An 18,765-nucleotide genomic window follows, 5' to 3' on the forward strand; every position below is an offset into this window, starting at 1 on the left:
GCTTCGGGGCGGCGTCAAAAACTTGACGACGGATCCCGTTCGGCGCGTATTGCGGATGGCATGAACAATGCCCGTAACTGGGCTGTCACAGGTTCAGGGACCGACGAAAATGGACAAGAGAAAAGCCGCCTACGGCTTCACGCTGATCGAGCTGATGATCGTGGTGGCGATCATCGGCATCCTAGCGGCGATCGCCATTCCGGCGTATCAGGATTACGTTGTTCGTTCGCAGGTGTCGGAGGGATTGAGCCTGGCGACCGGTGCAAAGGCTGCGCTATGGGACTTCATTTCGGATCGCGGCACGATGCCGCCCTCGAATGCCAGCGCCGGGCTCGCGAGCCCTTCGTCGATCACGGGCAGCTATGTGCAATCCGTCAACGTGACCGGGGGCGACGTGACGATCACCTTCGGCAACAAGGCCAATGCCAGAATCAACGGCAAGACCTTGTTGCTCTCGGCGAGCACCACAGGAGGGAGCATCACCTGGGAATGCACCGGCGGCGATCTCGACTCGAAGTACCGGCCGACGGTTTGCCGCCTGTGAGGTGACGCATTTTGTCACTCGATGACCCAAACGGCATGGCGATTTGTCACATCCGCCTGTGCATAAGCTTGCAAAAGCCCTTGCAGCGCCTGCCGTTGCGTTGGAGGCCCATGGCATAAGCTTTGCGGAAAGCTTGGCTACGCGGGGGACAACCCGGCGGGGGTATGAACCACTCATGGAGATCCAAATGAAGAAAACGCAGCAGGGCTTTACGCTGATCGAACTGATGATCGTCGTCGCGATCATCGGCATCCTGGCAGCCATCGCCATCCCGGCCTATCAGGACTACACCATCCGCTCGCAGGTTTCGGAAGGTCTGTCGCTGGCGGACGGCTCGAAGACGGCGGTCGCCGAGTTCTATACCAACTACGGATATGCGCCAGCCTCTAACGCTTCGGCTGGCGTTGCCGGTGCGTCCAGCATCGGCGGTAATTACGTCGGCTCGGTCACCATCGGTACGAATGGCCTTATCACGGTGAAGTACGGCACGGACGGCAATAGTGCTTTCGGCAAGAAGGCTAATTCGAAGATCGTTGGTTCGACGCTCGCGCTGTCTCCGATTCCTAGCACGGGCAGCATCTCGTGGACTTGCAAGACCGGCACCACGAACGGCTTGGCTTCAAAGTACCTGCCGTCGTCCTGCCGCTAAGTCTCCGCAGTTCAGCTGCAAGAAGGGCCGCCTCGTGCGGCCCTTCTTTTTAGTATCGATCAATCCAATCCGACCACGAGTTCGCAACTTGGCCCTTCGAAAAATCGTGCTGGATCGGGTTTTGACACCGTACATCGCATTTGTGGTGATCGCAGGCCTTGGCTGGATCGCCTACGCTCCCGGCCTGCACGGCGCGTTCCTGTTCGACGACTTCGCCAACTTGCCTGCCATCGGCGCTACCGGCCGCATCGACAACTGGCCGGCGTTCTGGCGCTACACCACCTCGGGAACCGCCGATCCAACGGGGCGGCCTCTCGCCATGCTGAGCTTTCTCCTTGACGCAAGGGACTGGCCGGCCGACCCCTATCTCTTCAAACGCACGAATCTCGTCCTGCACCTCCTGAACGGATTTCTTCTCTGGCAACTGCTGAGACGACTAGGCCATTTGCTCGCGCCCGCGTCGGCCCTCGTTTCACGTGTCGAAGGCGCGGCGCTCATCGGTTCGGCACTATGGCTGCTGCATCCGCTCCTGGTTTCGACGACGCTGTATATCGTGCAGCGCGAGGCCATGCTGCCGGCGACCTTCGCACTGCTCGGCCTGCTTGCGTGGCTGCGCGGCCGAGCCTTGTTGGTGTCCGGTCGGGCAGCGCACGGCGCTATCTGGATGCTTGCCGGCATCACGGCCGGAACCTTGCTCGGCACCCTGAGCAAGGCCAACGGTGTCCTGTTGCCGATTTACGTACTGTTGCTCGAAAGCGTGCTGCTCCGCGACGCTGCGCCATTGCCGGCCACGGCGAAGAGGCGCTACTACGGGATACTGGCCGTGCTCGCCGGCCTGCCCTCGCTCGCCGTCTTCCTCTATCTCGGATGGGAAGGCTGGCACGGCATCGCTTATGGCATCGATCGTCCATGGACCTTGAGCCAGCGCCTGCTGACCGAGCCGGGCGTCATCCTCGATTACCTGCGACTGCTGTGGCTACCCCATCCCTTCACTGCCGGGCTGTTCAACGATCAAGTGCGCGCCGCCCAGGGCTTCTGGTCGCCACCCTCTACGGGTGTGGCCATTATCGCGCTGCTTGCTCTGATGGCACTTGCCGTCTTCATCCGTCGCCGCGCACCGATCGTTTCCCTCGCCTTGCTGTTCTTCCTGGCTGGGCATCTCGTCGAGTCGACGACCATCGCCTTGGAGCTTTACTTCGAACACCGCAACTACGTGCCGGCACTGCTGATGTTCTGGCCGCTCGCGTGGTGGCTGGCAGGACTCGATCTGCGAAGCCCTTCGCACGCGGCCTGCGGCGGCTGGCGAGTGCCACGTCTTGCGCTGACGGCGATCGTGCTGGCCGGATTGTTCACCATGACACGTCAAAACGCCGGCCTCTGGGGTAATGTGCGGGATCAGGCGGTACTGTGGGCAGAATTGAATCCGGACTCGCCCAGGGCACAAGCCTACGCCGCGCAGACGGAGATCAACTCCGGTCATCCCGAGCGTGCCGAGATGCGACTGCGCCGTGCCATCGCGGTGCATCCGGATGAAACGCAACTCGCGCTGAATCTCGTGGCCGCTCAATGCGCGATGGGTGCCGTCACGGCACAAGCATTGCACGATGCGGAAACATCGCTGCGTACCGCACGCGAGGGTGGTGTATTGTTGGCCGGTTGGTTCGAGCGCGCGTTCAACATGAGTGACGGCCGCCGCTGCGCCGGTTTAGACCTTGCGGCCGCGGAGCGCTTGCTCGACGCCGCCTTCGCGAACCCGAACAATGCCCGAAGAGGCAGGATGCAGGATCTCTTCTATCTGAGAGGTCTCGTCGCACTCAAGCGGCAGGATGGAGCAGGGGCGCTGCAGGCACTCGTGCAATCGATCGACCATCAGCCCCGGCCCGGCGCCGCGCTGAGCTATGCGGCGCTCCTCGGTTCGCACGGTTACCCGCGCGAAGGCATCGCGCTTCTGGATCATTACGAAGCCATCAAACGCCACGGAGGCGGTGCCGGCTTGAACATGGCCGCCGTGAACGCGTGGGTGTTCGCTCGACAGGGCTATTGGACGCATGAATTCGGTCATCTGCGAAGCGTCCTGATGGACGATGTCCGAGATTTGAATGACAAGGCCGGGACGTCGCCATGAACGCAAGAGCGAATGGCGCAAGGTTCATGTTGCTCGCGATGCTCGTGACCGTGGCCATCTACTGGTCTGGCCTCTACGGCGGATTTCTGTTCGACGACTATCCGAACATCATCGAAAACACCGCCGTCCAGCCGGAACGGCTCGGCGCCGCCGAGTTGGTACGCGCCGCGCTCTCCTCGCCCGCCAGTGAATTCAGGCGCCCGCTTGCGTCGCTGAGCTTTGCGATCAACTATCTGACGGGCGGCCTTGATCCGTTCTGGATGAAGCTGACGAATCTACTCATTCACCTCGTCAACGGCATTTTGTTCTACCGTCTGTCGCAGCGGTTGCTGTCGCGCTGCGGCACACGAGATGCTGGCCGTGTTGCCGCCTTGATTGCCGCGAGCTGGCTCGTGCTGCCGATCAATCTTACAGCGGTGCTGTATGTCGTGCAGCGCATGGAGAGTTTGGCCAATCTTTTTGTGTTGCTAGGCCTCATCGGCTATGTGGCTGGTCGCGAACAGATGCTACGTGACAAGCGCGCTGGCGGGTTCCTGCTCAGCGTCTTCAGCGTGATTGCCGGCACCTTGTTAGGGCTAACCGCCAAGGAAACGGCAATTCTGCTGCCCCTGTACGCAGCGCTGATCGAATGCTTCGTCTATGGCTTTCGCGGCGCAAACGGTCGGCACGATGCGCGCCTGTCCGTATTGTTCACACTGATACTCGCCCTTCCCTTCGCGCTTGGCTTCGCATGGCAATTGCGCATTGTCTTGAATCCGGCGGCGTGGGCGTCGCGCCCCTTCACACTTGACGAGCGCTTGTTGAGCGAAGCACGCATCGTCGTCGATTACATTGGCTGGACACTGCTGCCCATGCCAGGAGCGCTGTCGTTCTATCACGACGACTTCGTCATTTCGCGCGGCGTGTTGCAGCCATGGACGACTGCAGCAAGTCTCGTCGCGCTCCTGGCACTGTCCGCCGGCTGCGTCGCCATGCGCAAGCGCTGGCCGCTCGCCGCACTGGGTATCGCCCTGTATCTCGGCGCGCATACGTTGACGGCGACCATCCTGCCCCTCGAACTCATCTACGAGCACCGGAATTACTTCGCAAGCTTCGGTCTGCTGCTCACCCTAGTCCCGCTCCTCATGGCAGGCGGGCCGATGTCCGTCGCCCGGCGCGCGCTGCTATCCGGTCTGCTGCTGCTGTGGACGATGCTGACCGCCATCACGGCCTACGCCTGGGGCGAACCCCTCCGCCTCGCCAGGGAATACGCCGCGCGCGCCCCCGATTCGCCGCGCGCGCAGTACGACCTGGGCCGTACCTACGTCGTCCTGTCGCAATATCAGTCGGACTCCCCCTTCGCTGCGCTGGCCTATGAGCCGCTGGAACGAGCCGCCGCGCTGCCCGGCTCGACCAGCCTGCCGGAGCAGGCGCTGATCATGATGAATGCGCGCATGGGCCGGCCTATCGACGAGCGCTGGTGGGACAGCCTGTCGGCGAAACTGGCGGCAAGAACGCCCGGAGCTCAGGACGACAGCGCCATGGGGGCGCTTACGAAATGTGCCCGCGAAGGGCTTTGTGCCTTGCCGCCGCAAAGGATGGTGGATGCTTTTCTCGCCGCCCTCTCGCACGGTCAACCCAGCGCTCGTATGCTGTCCGCCTATGGGGACTATGCTTGGAATATCCTTGACGACCGGCGGCTGGCTGAGCAGCTGGCGCGGGACGCCGTCGCTGCTGCGCCGCGGGAAACTATTTATCGTATTACTCTGATTCGCATGCTCCTCGCGCAAGGCAAAGTCGACGAAAGCCGAGAGCAGCTAGACGCCCTTGAGGCCTTGAATACACAGGGACGTCTCGATCGCGACATCATCGAATTGCAAAGCCTTTTCCCCGCCGATGCACATGCTGGCTGATCTGCGAAAAATCGGTGCCATCTTCACGCCTGCGGAACGCGCGCGCGCGAAGTGGATGCTGCTACTGATTATCCTGATGGCAATGGTCGAGACCGCCGGCGTGCTGTCCCTGGCGCCGTTTCTCTCGGTCTTAAGCAGGCCCGGCATCATCGTCGAGAACCCATGGCTTCATGCCGTTTACGAGCGCTTCCGGTTCGGGAGTGCTCGCGAGTTCATCGTCGCGCTGGGTTTCGCCTCCATCGCGATGGTCATCGCGTCGTCGCTATTCAAGCTCGTGACACAGCACGTACTGAATCGCTTCATCCATCTAGCCCGGCATTCGATCAGCGTACGCCTTCTGAGCCGCTATCTGAATCAGCCCTACGAGTTCTTCCTGGCCCGCAATTCGGCGGAACTGAGCAAGAATATCCTTTCCGAAGTCGACGGCCTGCTTTTCAATCTCGTCCAGCCGCTCGCGCAAACCGTGGCGCAAGGCGCCGTGGTTCTGGCAATGGCGCTTGTGATCGTGCTCTACGATCCATGGATCGCCTTCGGCATCCTTGCCGTCATAGGCCTCATGTATGCCGCCATCTACGGGATCGTACGAAAGAAGCTTGGCCAGATCGGCGGCGAAATCGTCGAAGCCAATGCGGAGCGCTATAAAGCCTGCAACGAGGCCCTGGGCGGCATCAAGGATGTGAAGATCACCCACGCGACGTCGGCATATTTGACAAAGTTCGATGGATCGGCGCGACTGTTCTCCCGCCACCTCGCCGCCAATGAAACGCTCGGTCAAGTGCCGCAGTACCTCGTCGAAGCCGTTGGCTACGCGGGGCTCATTGTCATCGCCTTAATCTTGCTGGTCCGAACGGATGACGCTGCTCACGTTATGCCAGCCCTGGGCCTGTATGGTTTCGCCGCGTATCGCATGCTGCCGGCAGCGCAGATCATTTACCGCGGCTTTGCTCGATTGAAGTTCTCTTCCGTAGCACTCGACACTGTGCACCGTGATCTCACGCTACCAGTGGAGTCATTCAAGCCCCCCCCCATCGCGCTCGCGCTGCGGCAGGAAATTCGATTGGACCGCATTAGCTATGCATACCCTTCCGCACCTGACTCGCCAATCCTTGACAACTTCAGCCTTGTAATTCGAGCCAACACGTGCGTCGGCATCGTTGGCGAAAGTGGCGCGGGCAAGAGCACGCTGATGGACATTTTACTTGGCCTGCTTCATCCACAAGCAGGCACTCTACGCATAGACGGCTCGCCTCTCACTTCTGCCACTGTCGGCAACTGGCAACGAACTATCGGATACATACCGCAGCATATTTATCTCTCGGACGCGACTGTGGCTGAGAACATTGCGTTTGGCGTGCCTAAGGAAAAAATCGACATTGATGCGGTCGAGCGAGCGGCTAAGGTCGCGCAAATTCATAACTTCATCGTTAATGAGCTTAGTGACGGTTATAAGACCGAAATTGGGGAGCGCGGCATCCGCCTTTCCGGAGGCCAGCGACAGCGCATTGGTATCGCTCGTGCGCTGTATCGTGATCCAGCCGTACTATTGATGGATGAGGCGACTAGCGCATTGGACGCGCAGACTGAAGAAGCCTTGAACGAAGCTATACGCAACCTATCGGGGCGCAAAACGATTGTCATCGTTGCCCATAAGGAGACTTCTCTACAGCTTTGCCAAAAAATAATCTCAATATCTCAACGCCAATTCGACTCTTCAGAAAAGAACAGTTCGAATTAGGCTGGATTTAACTTCCAATAGCCGTGCTGAAGAATCTTATAAAGAAGCTAAACCAGTGGAGCGCGTACTGGCTTCCTACCGTCATAATCGGTTTGTTTGCCATTGCACTTTGGAGGCTCATGCCCAAGAAGCGAACATTGCCGGAGCAATCGCGCATTCTCGTCCTAATGATCGAGCATTTGGGCGACATTGTGGTAAGCACGCCTTTCCTGAAAGCCTTACGCGAAACTGAAACGGCTGCCAAGATAACCGTCGTCGTTTCGAAGGGCCCGGCGCAATTCTTGGAGCATTGTCCATATATCGATCATTTGATTATCGCTGAACCTGCAACGGGTTGGCTGAGTCGGCTCGCGCGCGCGTTTGTAATTGCACGCCGCTTGCGCCCGTTGACCGTCGCGACGGCCATTGTGCCGAAAGACGCTCCAAACTATGACTTCAATGAACTCATTTGCCTCCTTTCGGGCGCGCAAACACGTATCTCTCGAGTTCGCCCTCAGCCCATCTATCGCATTAAACCTCTGAAGTTTTTCCCTTTTTACACCAAAATTGTTGTGCATCATGAGGTACGCCATGAGGCCGAGCATAGACTTGAACTCATTCAAAATAGCGCAGGCTTCGACACGCATGAAGCTGTGCTCAGCGCATGGCTAACTTCAGAGGATTTTGATTTCGCCAACAGATTCATTTCCCAGAATGCAATTAGTAAGTCAGCGCCCCTTATCGCCATCGGCATCGGCGCCTCGGCGGCTGGCCGCCAATGGCCCCTTGAAAACTACGCTCAGGTAATCGAAACGCTCGGAAAAGAATTCGGCGTCGGCGTCGTTTTGATCATTGGCCCTTCCGAGCTTCATCTTGCACAGCGAATGGCAATGCTCACGCGGCATCCTATCCATTTTACGCCTCATGCTAGTGTACGTCAGAGTACGGCTTTAATCGGTAAGAGCTCTCTTTTCATCGGCAACGACAGTGGTCCAATGCATTTGGCAGCATCTGTTGGCACGCCAATCATAGAGATTTCAGGGCATTCGATGGGCGCGTCCGCGTGGAGTATCAACAGTCCTGAGCGATTTGGTCCTCTCGGTGTTACCCACAAAATTCTGCGGCCTGCCAGAGTAAGCACGAAATGCAGTAATGGGTGCGTTTATGGGCATGAACCTCACTGCATTAAGAGAATAGATCCAAGTCTGGTCGTTGAAGCGGCAAGAGAGTTGCTTTCCAACCGCATAAAACAGAATTCACGCCGCCAGCACACCCACAAAACACACTTTTCCCCGCTCATTGCAACACAGAGCAAGTGAGTCCTTGTGCAATTGCTCGCCTTAGTCGTTGGTGCAGGCTTCGCCGGCAGCATATGCGCTCAAGAGTTGGCAGATGCTGGGTGGCTCGTGCATGTAATCGATAAGCGGCCACATATCGCTGGCAATGCGTTCGATGAATACGATGAAAGCGGAATACTGATTCATCGCTACGGCCCGCACATCTTTCACACCGCGAGCGAGCGCATTTTTCGATTCCTTTCCCGGTTCACGGATTGGCATCCCTACGAGCATCGCGTACGTAGTGTGGTCGAGAACGAGCTATATCCGTTCCCCATCAATCGTGACACGTTGAATCGTCTATACGGCTTGCGTCTCGACGAAGCCGACGCCGCCGCGTTCTTCGAGCGCGTGCGCGAGCATCGAGATGCTATCCGCAATAGTGAAGACGTCGTACTGAACAGCGTAGGCCGCGACCTCTATGAGAAGTTTTTTCTCAACTACACGCGCAAGCAGTGGGGATTGGAGCCTTCGCAGCTAAAAGCCGGCGTGGCGGCACGCATCCCCACACGAACAAACACGGATGATCGTTACTTCAGCGATACCTATCAAGCCATGCCGCTGCATGGGTATACACGCATGTTCGAGAACATGCTTGATCATCCGAATATCCGCGTGGAAACAGGAGTGGACTTCATCGACGTGAGCGATCGTGATCGCTACTCGCACATCGTTTATACCGGCCCCATCGACGCATATTATGGATATCGCTTCGGCCCACTACCTTATCGATCACTGCGCTTCGAGCATGAGCACTTGCCCAAGGTCGAATGGTTTCAGCCGGTTGGCACGGTGAATTACCCGAACGACCACGCTTATACGCGTATCACGGAATTCAAGCATCTGACCGGCCAGCAGCATGCTGGAACCTCCATCGTTCGCGAATATCCGCAAGCGGAAGGCGAACCTTATTATCCGATCCCGCGGGATGAAAACGAGGTGTTATTCAAACGCTACGAGGCACTGGCGCTTGCGGAGCATCGTGTCACTTTCGTCGGTCGCCTTGCTCAGTACCGCTACTACAACATGGATCAGGTCGTCGGCGCGGCATTGGCGGCAGCCAAGCGGATTCTTGAGCGTCCTTGATGCGCATCGCGTTCCTTTGCAAGCGTCGCTACATGGGCAAGGACGTGATCCTCGATCGTTACGCACGCTTGTATGAAATCCCTCTGCAGCTGGCCAAGCTTGGTCACGATGTCGTTGGCTTTTGCCTCGACTATCACGCAAGCGGCGCCGGAGAATGGACGCATGATGCGGCGCCAGGCTTACTGCAATGGAGGTCATGCTCGCTTGATGCGCTCTTAATCCCGACGCTGGCAAGCTACCCACATCGGCTATTGCGTCGCTTGCGCACGTTCGCTCCGGATATCCTCGTTGGTGCGTCGGACATCCCTCACGTGGTGCTGACCGCTTGGCTCGCTCGCAAGCTGCAGATTCCGTACGCGGTGGACCTGTACGACAACTTCGAAGGATTCGGGCAGGCCCGCATACCGGGCTTCGTGCCGTCGCTCCGGCGCGCAACACGTGGTGCCGATCTGATCATGACGACGAGCGAGCCGCTGCGGCAGTTCGTCATGGAAACCTATCGCGCGCGTGGCTCGGTAGTCGCGATGCCGAGCAGTGTCGACAAATCCGTATTCAAGCCCCTGGACCGCCAGCATGCTAGATATAGGTTGGGCCTTCCCGATAAGGCCCGGCTGATTGGCACGGCGGGCGGCTTGTACCGAGACAAGGGCATCGCGCCACTTTACGAGGCGTGGGCCGCAATCGAAATCGCTCGTCCGGACGTGCATCTGGTAATCGCCGGCCCGCAAGACGCCGGCCTTCCTCCGCCGAGCGGCGAGCGCGTTCATTATCTTGGGCACTTGGCTCACGCAAGTGTCGCTGAGCTATTCAACGCCCTTGACGTTGGCGTGATCTCGGTTCTCGATACGCCGTTCGGCCGCTATTGTTTCCCTCAGAAGGCGTATGAGATGCTGGCCTGCGGACTCAACGTAGTTGCCGCAGACATCGGCGCCTTGTCGAGTCTTTTCGCTGATACGCCTCAGCTCCTGTTCCGCGCCAATGATGCAAGTGCACTCGCAGACGCCGTGATACGGCAGCTGGAACATCCCGTCTCGCCCAATTTGCCGATTCTCGACTGGGCACAACTCATACAAGGCATCGAGCCGCTGCTGAGCCGCCTCGTCAATCCGGCGGCTCCTTGAGCCCTTACCGCCGCGAAGAGGCAGCGAGCAACAGGCTTGCGTAGGCTTGTGCGATCTGATCCCAGTTGAAACGCTTTCGAACATCGTCCCGCATGGCGAGCGCGCGAGTCCGATGCGTTTTGGGATTTGACAGCATGTCTACCAATCGCTTGGCTAAAGCTCTCGTGTCTCTTGGATCGAACAGCACTTCGCGGCGATGCTCGCCCAGCAGATCGGACAGACCGGCAACGTCACCAACGAGAACCGGGCATCCGCATGCGATAGCCTCCATCAGTGCGACGGGCAGGCCTTCCTGATCGCCGGAAGATGCGCGCACGAATGGCGCCACAAAGACTGCTGCCCGGCGATACAGTGCCGGCAAATCGGCCTGTGGCAATGCTCCCAGGAAATGTACGCGCTCAGAAATGCCCAGGGATTCGGCCAATGACTTTAGCTGCTCCTCCTCCGGGCCGAATCCGGCAATGGTCAGGTGCGCGAAAGGCTTTTCATGAAGAACTATCGGCAATGCGCGAAGCAGATAGCTGAGACCCTTCTTCTCCACCAGGCGACCGACAAACAGAATTTCATCCGACGACCGGGACTGCCCACCACCGACGGTGAAACGACCCTCGACATCAACACCCATCGATAGCACGGACACTTTGTCCATCTGCACGCCGATACCGCGCAGAGCGTCCGACATTGCGCTGCTGACCACGGTAGCTGCCACGGCGCGGCGAAGAACGAATCTCTTCAAAGTATCCAGAAACTTTCCAGATAGCGCGTATAGATCAGCTCCGTGCGAAGTAACCACAAAGGGTGTCCGCACAATCGCAGCGATGAGGCCTTGAGGCAGTAGCCAATGGGCGTGGATGACGTCAATGCCCCTCGCACGTGTCAAGCGCCACGCCTGCCAGGCTTGCGCGAACACAAAACCCGGCACCAGCAGGAACTTCCACTTCGCTCGCTTCAGATTGGTAACGATGCCGCCATCATTGACCAGCGTTTCGAGGTGACACGGCGCGTAGCGATACCGTAATACTTCCACGCCATCCATGTGTTCGGACTTCAATGCTCCCGGTGCGTGCGGACATAGCACCAGCACGTCGAACTGCATTGTGAGCCGCTTCGCCAGTTCGTGAACGAAGCCCGGCTCTGCGTCATTTGGCCATCGTGGGTAAGTCGAAGCGAGTACCAGCAGCCGTGGCTTACGCACAGCAGAATTGTCGTGCTCAGGAATCGACATCGCGCTTGTAGCTCAGCGCCGTAATTTGCTCGGAGATCAGGCCGATGAGAAACACGATGACCGAAGCGCTGAACAACAGCGCGCTCATGTTCGTGAAGCGATGCGCGGTCATATAAGTGTAGACGTACTGCGCCAGGCCCAGACTGAAGAATACGAGGCTCGCCGGCGCGAACAACTTCAATGGCGAATACAACGTGGCGATCTTGAAGATGATCAGTAGAAAGCGCACGCCGTCGCGTAGCGGCCGGATGTGGCTCTTGCCCACGCGTTGACTGACGGCGATCGGAATGTAGGCGACCGCATACGCGCTGCGAAAGAACGCCATCGTGCTGGTCGTCGGATACGAAAAACCGTTTGGCAAGAGATAGAGGAATTCGCGGAATTTCTCGGCACGCGCGGCGCGGAAGCCGGAGGTGAGGTCGGCGACCTTGTAATTGGTCATGCGCGAGGCGAGCCAGTTGTAGAGCGTGTTGGCGAGGCCGCGGCCAACGCCGGCCTGGCCTTCCCAGTCGCGGGCGCCGACCACCATGTCGTAGCCTTCGTCCAGCTTGGCCAGCAGACGCGCGACGTCGGCGGGATCGTGCTGTCCGTCGGCGTCCATGAAGACGAGGACCTCGCCCTTCGCGGCACGCGCGCCGCGCTTGATGGCGGCGCCATTGCCCATCGAATACGGCGAGGACAGGCACTGTACGCCGGCGCCGGCACATAGCTCGCGTGTCTCGTCCGTCGAACCATCGTCGATGACGATGATTTCCGCGTCCGGCTGCGCCGCGCGCAGGCGCGGCAGCAGCGTCTTCAGCGCTGCGGCTTCGTTCTTGGCGGGCAGGATGATGCTGATCTTGCTCAAATGAAATCTGCCTCTACGGGAAGGATACTACGGGCCTGATTGTGCTCAGAGTCGCGCGTCGGCGAATCCCTGCGGCAGGACACCTTTGACGTCGAACACCACGTGTTCGGCGCGGCCGAGTTCATGCAGCCGTGTCGTCCCCATTTCCGCGAATGCCGAATGGGCGACGGCGAGGACGATGGCATCGTACGTCGCCGGCGCCGGCTCTCCAAGCACGTGGATGCCGAATTCCGCCTTGGCTTCCTGCGGATCGGCCCAGGGATCGTGGACGTCGACCTCGGCATGCAAGCGCTTCAGCTCGTTGACGATGTCGATGACCTTGGTATTGCGCAGATCGCGGCAGTTTTCCTTGAAGGTCAGGCCGAGCACGAGAATGCGCGAGCCGACGATGTGGATCTTGCGAGCGGCCATCAGGCGCATGACCTGATTGGCGACGTAGATGCCCATCTTGTCGTTGATACGCCGCGCGACGAGCAACAGCTCGGGGTGGTAGCCGAGCACGGTCGCCTTGTGCGTGAGGTAATACGGATCGACGCCGATGCAGTGTCCGCCGACGAGTCCGGGGCGGAACGGCAGGAAGTTCCATTTCGTACCGGCCGCGCGCAGGACCTCGCCGGTATCGATCTCCATCTTGTTGAAGATCATCGCCAGCTCGTTCATCAGGGCGATGTTGACGTCGCGTTGCGCGTTCTCGATCACCTTCGCCGCCTCGGCGACCTTGATGGAACTTGCGCGGTGCGTGCCCGCCTTGATGATGCTGCGGTACACCGTATCGACGAAGGCCGCACATTCCGGCGTGGAGCCGGACGTCACCTTGACGATGTCGGCGACGCCGCGCTGCGCGTCACCGGGGTTGATGCGCTCCGGGCTGTAGCCGCAGAAGAAATCGCGATTGAAGACCAGGCCCGATTCGCGTTCCAGGATCGGTACGCAAACCTCCTCGGTGGTGCCGGGATAGACCGTCGATTCGTAGACCACCGTGTCGCCGCGCTTGAGGCGTTGTCCCAGCAGTCGGCTGGCGCCCTCGAGCGGGGCCAGATCGGGCCGCAGCGCGCTGTCGACCGGCGTCGGCACGGTGACGATGTAGAAATTGCAGTCGTTCAGTGCCTGCGGATCGTCGCTGAAGTGCAGCTGCTGTGCCGCGTGCAAGCGGTCCGCGTCGAGCTCGCCGGTACGGTCATGGCCGGCACGCAGTTCGGCGATGCGTTGCGCCTTGATGTCGAAGCCCACGCTCGGATAGCGCTGACCGAACGCCACGGCGAGCGGCAGGCCGACGTACCCCAGCCCGACGACGCCAATGCGGAGGGCGGCAAGATCGGCTTCCTGACTCATGGATCGAATGCGATGCGTGGACGATGGACCGCGGCCAGGAACGCGCGACCGGCAGCGCCGGCTCCCCTCGCGCTCGGCGAACGCCGATGCCTCGATCCCCTGTCGGAGTATGCCGGGCCGTGGACCGCACGTCATCCGGCCTGCGCGGCCCGCGCGGGCGAGGCGACGGCGATCCGGGCCGTCGCGCGCGGTCGCGAATGTGCGCTTTGTCGCGTTCGGCACGCAGAAGTCCGCCAAACCGCGCAAGAGTTCACAGAATCGGCCAGTAGAGCTTTATGAAACTGGCCCGGCACCGATCTGCGTGCACAAGCCAAAGGGAGCCGTCATGAAAGCAATGCTCGAATCCGCCCTGCTGGCGCTTGGGCTCGGCCTGTCGACGTCGGCGCTGGCCGTGGTCGACATCAATACCGCCGACCAGAAGGCGCTGGAAAGCCTGCCCGGCATCGGCCCGGCGAAGGCCAAGGAAATCATCGCTCACCGCCCCTACAAGTCGAAGGAAGACTTGAAGAAGGTCGACGGCATCGGCGAGAAGACCTACAAGGCGCTGGAGTCCGAAATCACGGTGGGATCGAAGCCCGCCAAGTAGAACCGCGCGCGTTTCCTGAGCGGGCGGCGTGCCGCCCGCTTTTTTGTTGGCGGCGGCCTCTGGCAACATGCCGCAATGAAGCATCTGCTGATCGTCTACAGCGGCCGCGGCGGCCGCACGCGCGCGATGTGTGAGGCCGCACGCGAAGGCGTCGCGCCGGCGGATGCCGAACTGCGCTGCCTCTACGCGCCGGACGCTGGTCTCGATGATCTGCTGTGGGCCGATGGTCTGCTGCTCGGCACGCCGGAGAATTTCGGCTACATGAGCGGGCTGCTCAAGGATTTCTTCGATCGCACCTTCTACCCGGCGGAGGGCAAGAGCGTCGGGCTGCCGTATGCGCTGTTCATCAGCGCCGGCAACGACGGCAGCGGCGCGGCGCGCGCAGTCGAGCGGATCGCGATCGGTTATGGATGGAAGGCGGTCGCCGAACCGCTGATTCTGAAGGGCGAGCCCGATGCCGAGGGTTTGCGCCGATGCCGCGACCTCGGCGAGGCGATGGCGGCGGGCCTCGCGGCCGGCATTTTCTGAGTTTGGGAAGCTGCGCCGCGGCACTCTCCCTCACCCAACCCTCTCCTCCCGGTGGGAGGAGAGGGCTCGCGGCCTGTAGTAGCTGCAGCGTTCAGCGACCGCTGAGGCGCGGACCGAAGTTGTAGCGCAGGCCGACGTCGAAACGATCGTCCTCGCCGCCCTGCACGCCGCCCTCGAGGTCGAGCGCCGGCGTCAGCGCGTAGAGCGCGCCGAGCCGCAGGGACACGCCGTCGGCCTTGTCGTTGTCGATATCGACGTAGCGCAGTTCCGGATTCAGTTCGAGGCGCGTGTTCGGCACGGCCCAGCGCAGTCCGGCGCGCAAGCCGAAGCCGGTGTCGTCGCCACCATGATCGTGGTCGAACTGCTCGAGCGAGGCGCCGAGATTCAGATCCAGATCGCGCGTCAGCGGCGTGTGCCACAGACCGCCGATGCTGAGCTGGCTGAAGTTGTCGACGTCGCCGTACTCGGCGAAAACGGCGATCGGCGACAGGATGTCGAAGGAGCCGGCGACGCGGAAGCCATCCTCGTCGCCCGCCTGATCGCGATGCAGATAGCCGCCTTCGAGGTAGTTGTAGTTGTGCGCCAGCGCCAGACCAGGCGCCAGCAGGAGCACCGCCACGCCGAGCTTGAGCGCGGCACGCGCCCGATTCGCCTTGTAATTCATGTGTCCTCCCGGACGATTCTTAATGGCGGCGCGAGAATCGCGTCCCGCAGCTTGATCGGGGCTGAATCCGGAGCGCTGCAAGCACACGGCGTCGACGGGGAAAGCCGGCGATCAAGACGCCTTCAGGCGATCCACGATCGCCGCCGGACACGCATCCTCCGAGGGCAGGCCGTCGCGCGTGCGGGCCAGCACGGCCTTGTAGCGGCCCTCGGCGTCGAGCGCGGCGGCGCGCTGCAAATCCAGCTCCGCGAGTCGCGCGCACTGCAGCCGGCCGAGCGCGTCGGCGCGATTGTTGCGCGTCGCCACCGTGTCCTCGCGCGCCAGTGCCGCGCTATAGGCGGCGATCGCCGCCGCATTGTCGCCGGCCCGCGCCTGCGCATTGCCAAGCGCGGTCCACGGCAACGCCGTATCCGGCCAGCGCGTCGCGGCGGCCGCATATCCCTTCAGCGCCAGATCGAGTTCGCCGAGCGATTCGAACGGCGCGACCGCGGCCAGCCAGGCGTTCGTGGATGTGGTCGCGGGAATCCGCTCCGGCTCGGTGATGACCACAGCCCAGTGCGCGCCGTAGGCCCAGGCGCGCTCCAGGCGCTCTGCGCCGAAAATGGCGCGGCGCTCGGTGCCGGAGCGCAGGATGAAGCGCTCGTTCGCGGGTTCGTAACCGACGACGACGGCGTAGTGCCAGACCGGCAGCCAGGACAGACCGAGATTCAGAAGCACCAGCACCGGCCGACCGGCACGCAACTCGGCGACGAGTGCCGCGGCATCGCCGCGCACCGGCGCGGCGACGCGCCCATGCCGCCGCGCCGCCGCGACCAGCTCCGTCTGCAGGCTGCCCTTGCGGCCGGGCAGATAGACCTCGGCGGTCAGCGCGTCGGCGCCGATGTCGACGCCGCTGGCGCCCAGGCTGGTCGCCAGGGCGGCCGGTCCGCATTGATGTTCGCGCTGCGGGAAAAACGGCGTCGCCTGCAGTTCGACCGGCGCGCCCTCGCGCGGCAGCCCGACCGGACCTTGCGGACCGGCGCAGGCCGCCAGCAGGACCGCTGCCAGCAGCGCGGCGAGCTGCCTCAAAAGCGGCTGAAGATGTGCGTGACGCCAACCAGCTCGAGAATGATCAGCACGACGAACACGACGCCGATGACCGCAAGCACGTCGCCGCCGGCCGGCTGCTGATCGATGTTCTGCGCCAGCTGACGCAACTCCGCATCGCTGAGCGCGGCGACACGCTGGCGCGCATCGGCCGGATCGACGCCCAGTTGTTCGAACTGCGCGATAACGACGTCGCGCGACATGAAAGCCTGCACCTGCTGCAGGTCATCGGCGCGCGTCGACTCGGCGACCAGTTGTTCGGTGCCGATCATTTCGGCGCCGGCCGGCGCCGTGGACAGCGCAAGCCCGAGGCACAGCAGGCCCGTGAACGCACCGCGAGCAAATCCGTACATGGCAGTCTCTCCTTGCGCCGCTCCCCGGCGAATTGACGCAGGCTGTCGCGGTGCGACTGAACGGCGGCTGAAATGCCCCTCGCCCTTCCCTGCACGGATTTTGCGGGACACAATGCCGGCCCCATCTCCGCTTCGCGTTTCCATGCCCCGCAATCTCACCCTGCGCCGGTCGCCGATTCACGGCAACGGCGTATTCGCCGCGCGCCATCTTCCCTCCGGAACCCGCCTCATCGAGTATCGCGGCAAGCGGCGCAGCCACGACGAAGTCGACGACTGCTATGGCGGCGACTACGACTCCGGCCACACCTTCCTGTTCACCCTGAACGAGGAATACGTCGTGGACGCCAACGTGCAGGGCAATATCGCGCGCTGGATCAACACCAGTTGCGATCCGAACTGCGAAGCGGTCATCGTCGAAGACCCGAAGGGGCGTCGCGATCGCGACCGTATCTTCATCGAAACCATCAAGCCGATCCGCGCCGGCGAAGAGCTGACCTACGACTACGGCATCACGCTCGACGAGCCGCATACGCCGCGATTGCGGAAAATCTGGGCCTGCCGCTGCGGCAAGAGCAACTGCACCGGCACCATGCTGCGCCCCAAGCGGCCACGCAAGAAGAAATAGCGCGGCGCGTCAGGCGCCCAGCGCGCGGCGTCGGGTCCAGCAGAAGACCGACAGTCCACCCGCGAGGACGAGGCAGGCGATATTGATCGCCATTTCGAGCATCATCGCGCCGCTGTGCCGCGCGTACATGCCGTTGCCCAGGTTGTAGTTGATGTCGATCAGGCCGACGAAGAAGAAGCCGCCGGCGGTGAGCAAGGCCCACGCCACAGCGCTGGCGCGGCGGCGACGCAGCCCTTCCGCCGCCAGCACGGCGCACAGCGCCACGAAGCCGTCCGGCAAGGGAAAGCTGCGCTCGAAGACCAGGTAGCAGGCATCGCTCGACGCCTGCACGCTACCGCCCAGGAAGAACGCCAGCCAGTACGCAACGATGCACGTGGCGCCAAGCCAGAGCAGGACGATGACGGTGGCGCGTGCCGCGGGTGAAACGGTCTGGGCTTCCATGTGCGCCTTCCTTCTCCTCGCTGTGATCCCGAGATGACTTGGGGCAAAGACGTCGTGCCGCGGACGAAAAAAAACCGCGGCTCGCGCCGCGGTTTTTGACCGGCAAAGTGCCGAAGGCGAAACCGCTCAGAGCGGGCGGATCGCGGCGGCCTGCAGGCCCTTCGGGCCGCGGCGCACTTCGTACTGAACCTTCTGGCCTTCCTTCAGGGTCTTGAAACCGGTGCCCTGGATTTCGCGGAAGTGCGCGAAGAGATCTTCACCACCGCCTTCCGGCGTGATGAAACCAAACCCCTTGGCATCGTTGAACCACTTGACGGTGCCGGTCGAGACATTAGACATGCAACTTTCCCTCTGACGTCAATTGAAAAACGGGCTTACACCCACTCCAGTGCAAGTAGCGCTCAAGAAACGTAGCCGGAGGTTCGTACCGCATGTCGAAGCCACCTGCCGCCGAAACCTTGCTTGAAACACGACTGCGAGTCCGACTGTACACCGACATCCGGGGCGCCGCCAACAAGGGACTTGCGGGTCGTCGGCGACTGCGTCACGGATCGGCAGCCGTGCCCGCATCGGCCGCAGCGCACGCGGATTGGCCGTGGCGAAGGGCAAA

At 61.4% G+C, this 18,765-nt stretch carries 19 protein-coding genes; 11 read left to right on the top strand and 8 right to left on the bottom strand.

From position 1 onward, the window contains the following. Positions 1-109: 109 nt before the first annotated feature. The 8 genes from K344_RS0105665 to K344_RS0105695 all read left to right on the top strand — a co-directional run bounded on the left by K344_RS0105665 (position 110) and on the right by K344_RS0105695 (position 10,468). Positions 110-544, top strand: a complete 435-nt coding sequence (locus K344_RS0105665; protein WP_028079845.1) for a pilin — start codon at positions 110-112, stop codon at positions 542-544. Positions 545-731: 187 nt separating this feature from the next. Next, complete coding sequence (locus tag K344_RS0105670; protein ID WP_028079846.1) at positions 732-1,193, top strand: pilin; 462 nt, start codon at positions 732-734, stop codon at positions 1,191-1,193. A gap of 88 nt (positions 1,194-1,281) precedes the next feature. Beyond that, entirely contained in the window at positions 1,282-3,318 is a 2,037-nt protein-coding gene (locus K344_RS0105675) for a tetratricopeptide repeat protein (RefSeq protein WP_157622788.1), read from the top strand. Between the two features lie 26 nt (positions 3,319-3,344). Further along, positions 3,345-5,210, top strand: coding sequence for a glycosyltransferase family protein (locus tag K344_RS0105680; RefSeq protein ID WP_211234476.1), 1,866 nt, complete (start codon positions 3,345-3,347; stop codon positions 5,208-5,210). Then, positions 5,200-6,945 (top strand): ABC transporter ATP-binding protein, encoded by a 1,746-nt coding sequence (locus tag K344_RS20420; protein ID WP_051361941.1) that lies wholly within the window; start codon positions 5,200-5,202, stop codon positions 6,943-6,945. The genes K344_RS0105680 and K344_RS20420 overlap by 11 nt, the downstream gene beginning before the upstream one ends. A gap of 119 nt (positions 6,946-7,064) precedes the next feature. Continuing rightward, a complete protein-coding gene (locus K344_RS23365; RefSeq protein ID WP_084197036.1) occupies positions 7,065-8,243 on the top strand; it encodes a glycosyltransferase family 9 protein in 1,179 nt (392 codons plus the stop codon). A 12-nt stretch (positions 8,244-8,255) separates the two neighbouring features. Further along, positions 8,256-9,347, top strand: coding sequence for a UDP-galactopyranose mutase (gene glf, locus K344_RS0105690; RefSeq protein WP_157622798.1), 1,092 nt, complete (start codon positions 8,256-8,258; stop codon positions 9,345-9,347). Continuing rightward, on the top strand, positions 9,347-10,468 hold the full coding sequence (locus K344_RS0105695) for a glycosyltransferase family 4 protein (RefSeq protein WP_028079850.1): 1,122 nt from the start codon (positions 9,347-9,349) through the stop codon (positions 10,466-10,468). Before glf ends, K344_RS0105695 begins: the two co-directional genes overlap by 1 nt. A gap of 4 nt (positions 10,469-10,472) precedes the next feature. On the opposite strand, the gene K344_RS0105700 is transcribed toward K344_RS0105695, so the two are convergent. Genes K344_RS0105700 through K344_RS0105710 form a run of 3 tightly spaced genes read right to left on the bottom strand, consistent with a single transcriptional unit; the run spans position 10,473 to position 13,872 of the window. Continuing rightward, entirely contained in the window at positions 10,473-11,693 is a 1,221-nt protein-coding gene (locus K344_RS0105700; protein WP_051361931.1) for a glycosyltransferase family 4 protein, read from the bottom strand. Further along, positions 11,680-12,540, bottom strand: coding sequence for a glycosyltransferase family 2 protein (locus K344_RS0105705; protein ID WP_028079852.1), 861 nt, complete (start codon positions 12,538-12,540; stop codon positions 11,680-11,682). Before K344_RS0105705 ends, K344_RS0105700 begins: the two co-directional genes overlap by 14 nt. Before the next feature lie 45 nt (positions 12,541-12,585). Beyond that, a complete protein-coding gene (locus tag K344_RS0105710) occupies positions 12,586-13,872 on the bottom strand; it encodes a nucleotide sugar dehydrogenase (protein WP_028079853.1) in 1,287 nt (428 codons plus the stop codon). A 325-nt stretch (positions 13,873-14,197) separates the two neighbouring features. Between K344_RS0105710 and K344_RS0105715 the strand changes: the two genes are divergently transcribed. Together K344_RS0105715 and K344_RS0105720 are read left to right on the top strand one after the other, a co-directional pair. After that, a complete protein-coding gene (locus tag K344_RS0105715; RefSeq protein ID WP_028079854.1) occupies positions 14,198-14,458 on the top strand; it encodes a ComEA family DNA-binding protein in 261 nt (86 codons plus the stop codon). Between the two features lie 75 nt (positions 14,459-14,533). Continuing rightward, complete coding sequence (locus K344_RS0105720) at positions 14,534-14,986, top strand: flavodoxin family protein (RefSeq protein WP_028079855.1); 453 nt, start codon at positions 14,534-14,536, stop codon at positions 14,984-14,986. Between the two features lie 91 nt (positions 14,987-15,077). Here K344_RS0105720 and K344_RS0105725 read toward each other — a convergent pair whose 3' ends face one another. From K344_RS0105725 to K344_RS0105735, 3 genes are all read right to left on the bottom strand, one after another. Beyond that, the gene (locus tag K344_RS0105725; protein ID WP_028079856.1) at positions 15,078-15,650 is read right to left on the bottom strand and encodes a porin; all 573 of its coding nucleotides are present in this window, start codon (positions 15,648-15,650) and stop codon (positions 15,078-15,080) included. A 111-nt stretch (positions 15,651-15,761) separates the two neighbouring features. Then, entirely contained in the window at positions 15,762-16,718 is a 957-nt protein-coding gene (locus tag K344_RS20425; protein ID WP_051361932.1) for a PA2778 family cysteine peptidase, read from the bottom strand. After that, complete coding sequence (locus K344_RS0105735) at positions 16,715-17,089, bottom strand: PA2779 family protein (RefSeq protein ID WP_028079857.1); 375 nt, start codon at positions 17,087-17,089, stop codon at positions 16,715-16,717. Before K344_RS0105735 ends, K344_RS20425 begins: the two co-directional genes overlap by 4 nt. Before the next feature lie 142 nt (positions 17,090-17,231). Between K344_RS0105735 and K344_RS0105740 the strand changes: the two genes are divergently transcribed. Beyond that, entirely contained in the window at positions 17,232-17,714 is a 483-nt protein-coding gene (locus K344_RS0105740) for an SET domain-containing protein (RefSeq protein ID WP_028079858.1), read from the top strand. A 9-nt stretch (positions 17,715-17,723) separates the two neighbouring features. Here K344_RS0105740 and K344_RS0105745 read toward each other — a convergent pair whose 3' ends face one another. Further along, positions 17,724-18,155, bottom strand: a complete 432-nt coding sequence (locus tag K344_RS0105745; RefSeq protein ID WP_028079859.1) for a hypothetical protein — start codon at positions 18,153-18,155, stop codon at positions 17,724-17,726. 126 nt (positions 18,156-18,281) lie between these two features. Further along, positions 18,282-18,494 carry a cold-shock protein gene (locus K344_RS0105750; protein ID WP_028079860.1) on the bottom strand — a complete coding sequence of 71 codons (213 nt, stop codon included), beginning with the start codon at positions 18,492-18,494 and terminating at the stop codon, positions 18,282-18,284. Positions 18,495-18,765: the final 271 nt, after the last annotated feature.

Origin of the sequence: Solimonas soli DSM 21787 (assembly GCF_000474945.1) — a bacterium.
Lineage (GTDB): Bacteria > Pseudomonadota > Gammaproteobacteria > Nevskiales > Nevskiaceae > Solimonas > Solimonas soli.

Bases quoted from the DNA above. Each gene is read 5' to 3' on its own strand.
- K344_RS0105665 (WP_028079845.1), top strand. From the start codon at position 110: ATGGACAAGAGAAAAGCCGCCTACGGCTTCACGCTGATCGAGCTGATG.
- K344_RS0105670 (WP_028079846.1), top strand. From the start codon at position 732: ATGAAGAAAACGCAGCAGGGCTTTACGCTGATCGAACTGATGATCGTC.
- K344_RS0105680 (WP_211234476.1), top strand. From the start codon at position 3,345: ATGTTGCTCGCGATGCTCGTGACCGTGGCCATCTACTGGTCTGGCCTC.
- K344_RS20420 (WP_051361941.1), top strand. From the start codon at position 5,200: ATGCTGGCTGATCTGCGAAAAATCGGTGCCATCTTCACGCCTGCGGAA.
- K344_RS23365 (WP_084197036.1), top strand. From the start codon at position 7,065: ATGCCCAAGAAGCGAACATTGCCGGAGCAATCGCGCATTCTCGTCCTA.
- K344_RS0105695 (WP_028079850.1), top strand. From the start codon at position 9,347: ATGCGCATCGCGTTCCTTTGCAAGCGTCGCTACATGGGCAAGGACGTG.
- K344_RS0105700 (WP_051361931.1), bottom strand. From the start codon at position 11,693: ATGTCGATTCCTGAGCACGACAATTCTGCTGTGCGTAAGCCACGGCTG.
- K344_RS0105710 (WP_028079853.1), bottom strand. From the start codon at position 13,872: ATGAGTCAGGAAGCCGATCTTGCCGCCCTCCGCATTGGCGTCGTCGGG.
- K344_RS0105715 (WP_028079854.1), top strand. From the start codon at position 14,198: ATGAAAGCAATGCTCGAATCCGCCCTGCTGGCGCTTGGGCTCGGCCTG.
- K344_RS0105720 (WP_028079855.1), top strand. From the start codon at position 14,534: ATGAAGCATCTGCTGATCGTCTACAGCGGCCGCGGCGGCCGCACGCGC.
- K344_RS0105725 (WP_028079856.1), bottom strand. From the start codon at position 15,650: ATGAATTACAAGGCGAATCGGGCGCGTGCCGCGCTCAAGCTCGGCGTG.
- K344_RS0105735 (WP_028079857.1), bottom strand. From the start codon at position 17,089: ATGTACGGATTTGCTCGCGGTGCGTTCACGGGCCTGCTGTGCCTCGGG.
- K344_RS0105740 (WP_028079858.1), top strand. From the start codon at position 17,232: ATGCCCCGCAATCTCACCCTGCGCCGGTCGCCGATTCACGGCAACGGC.
- K344_RS0105745 (WP_028079859.1), bottom strand. From the start codon at position 18,155: ATGGAAGCCCAGACCGTTTCACCCGCGGCACGCGCCACCGTCATCGTC.
- K344_RS0105750 (WP_028079860.1), bottom strand. From the start codon at position 18,494: ATGTCTAATGTCTCGACCGGCACCGTCAAGTGGTTCAACGATGCCAAG.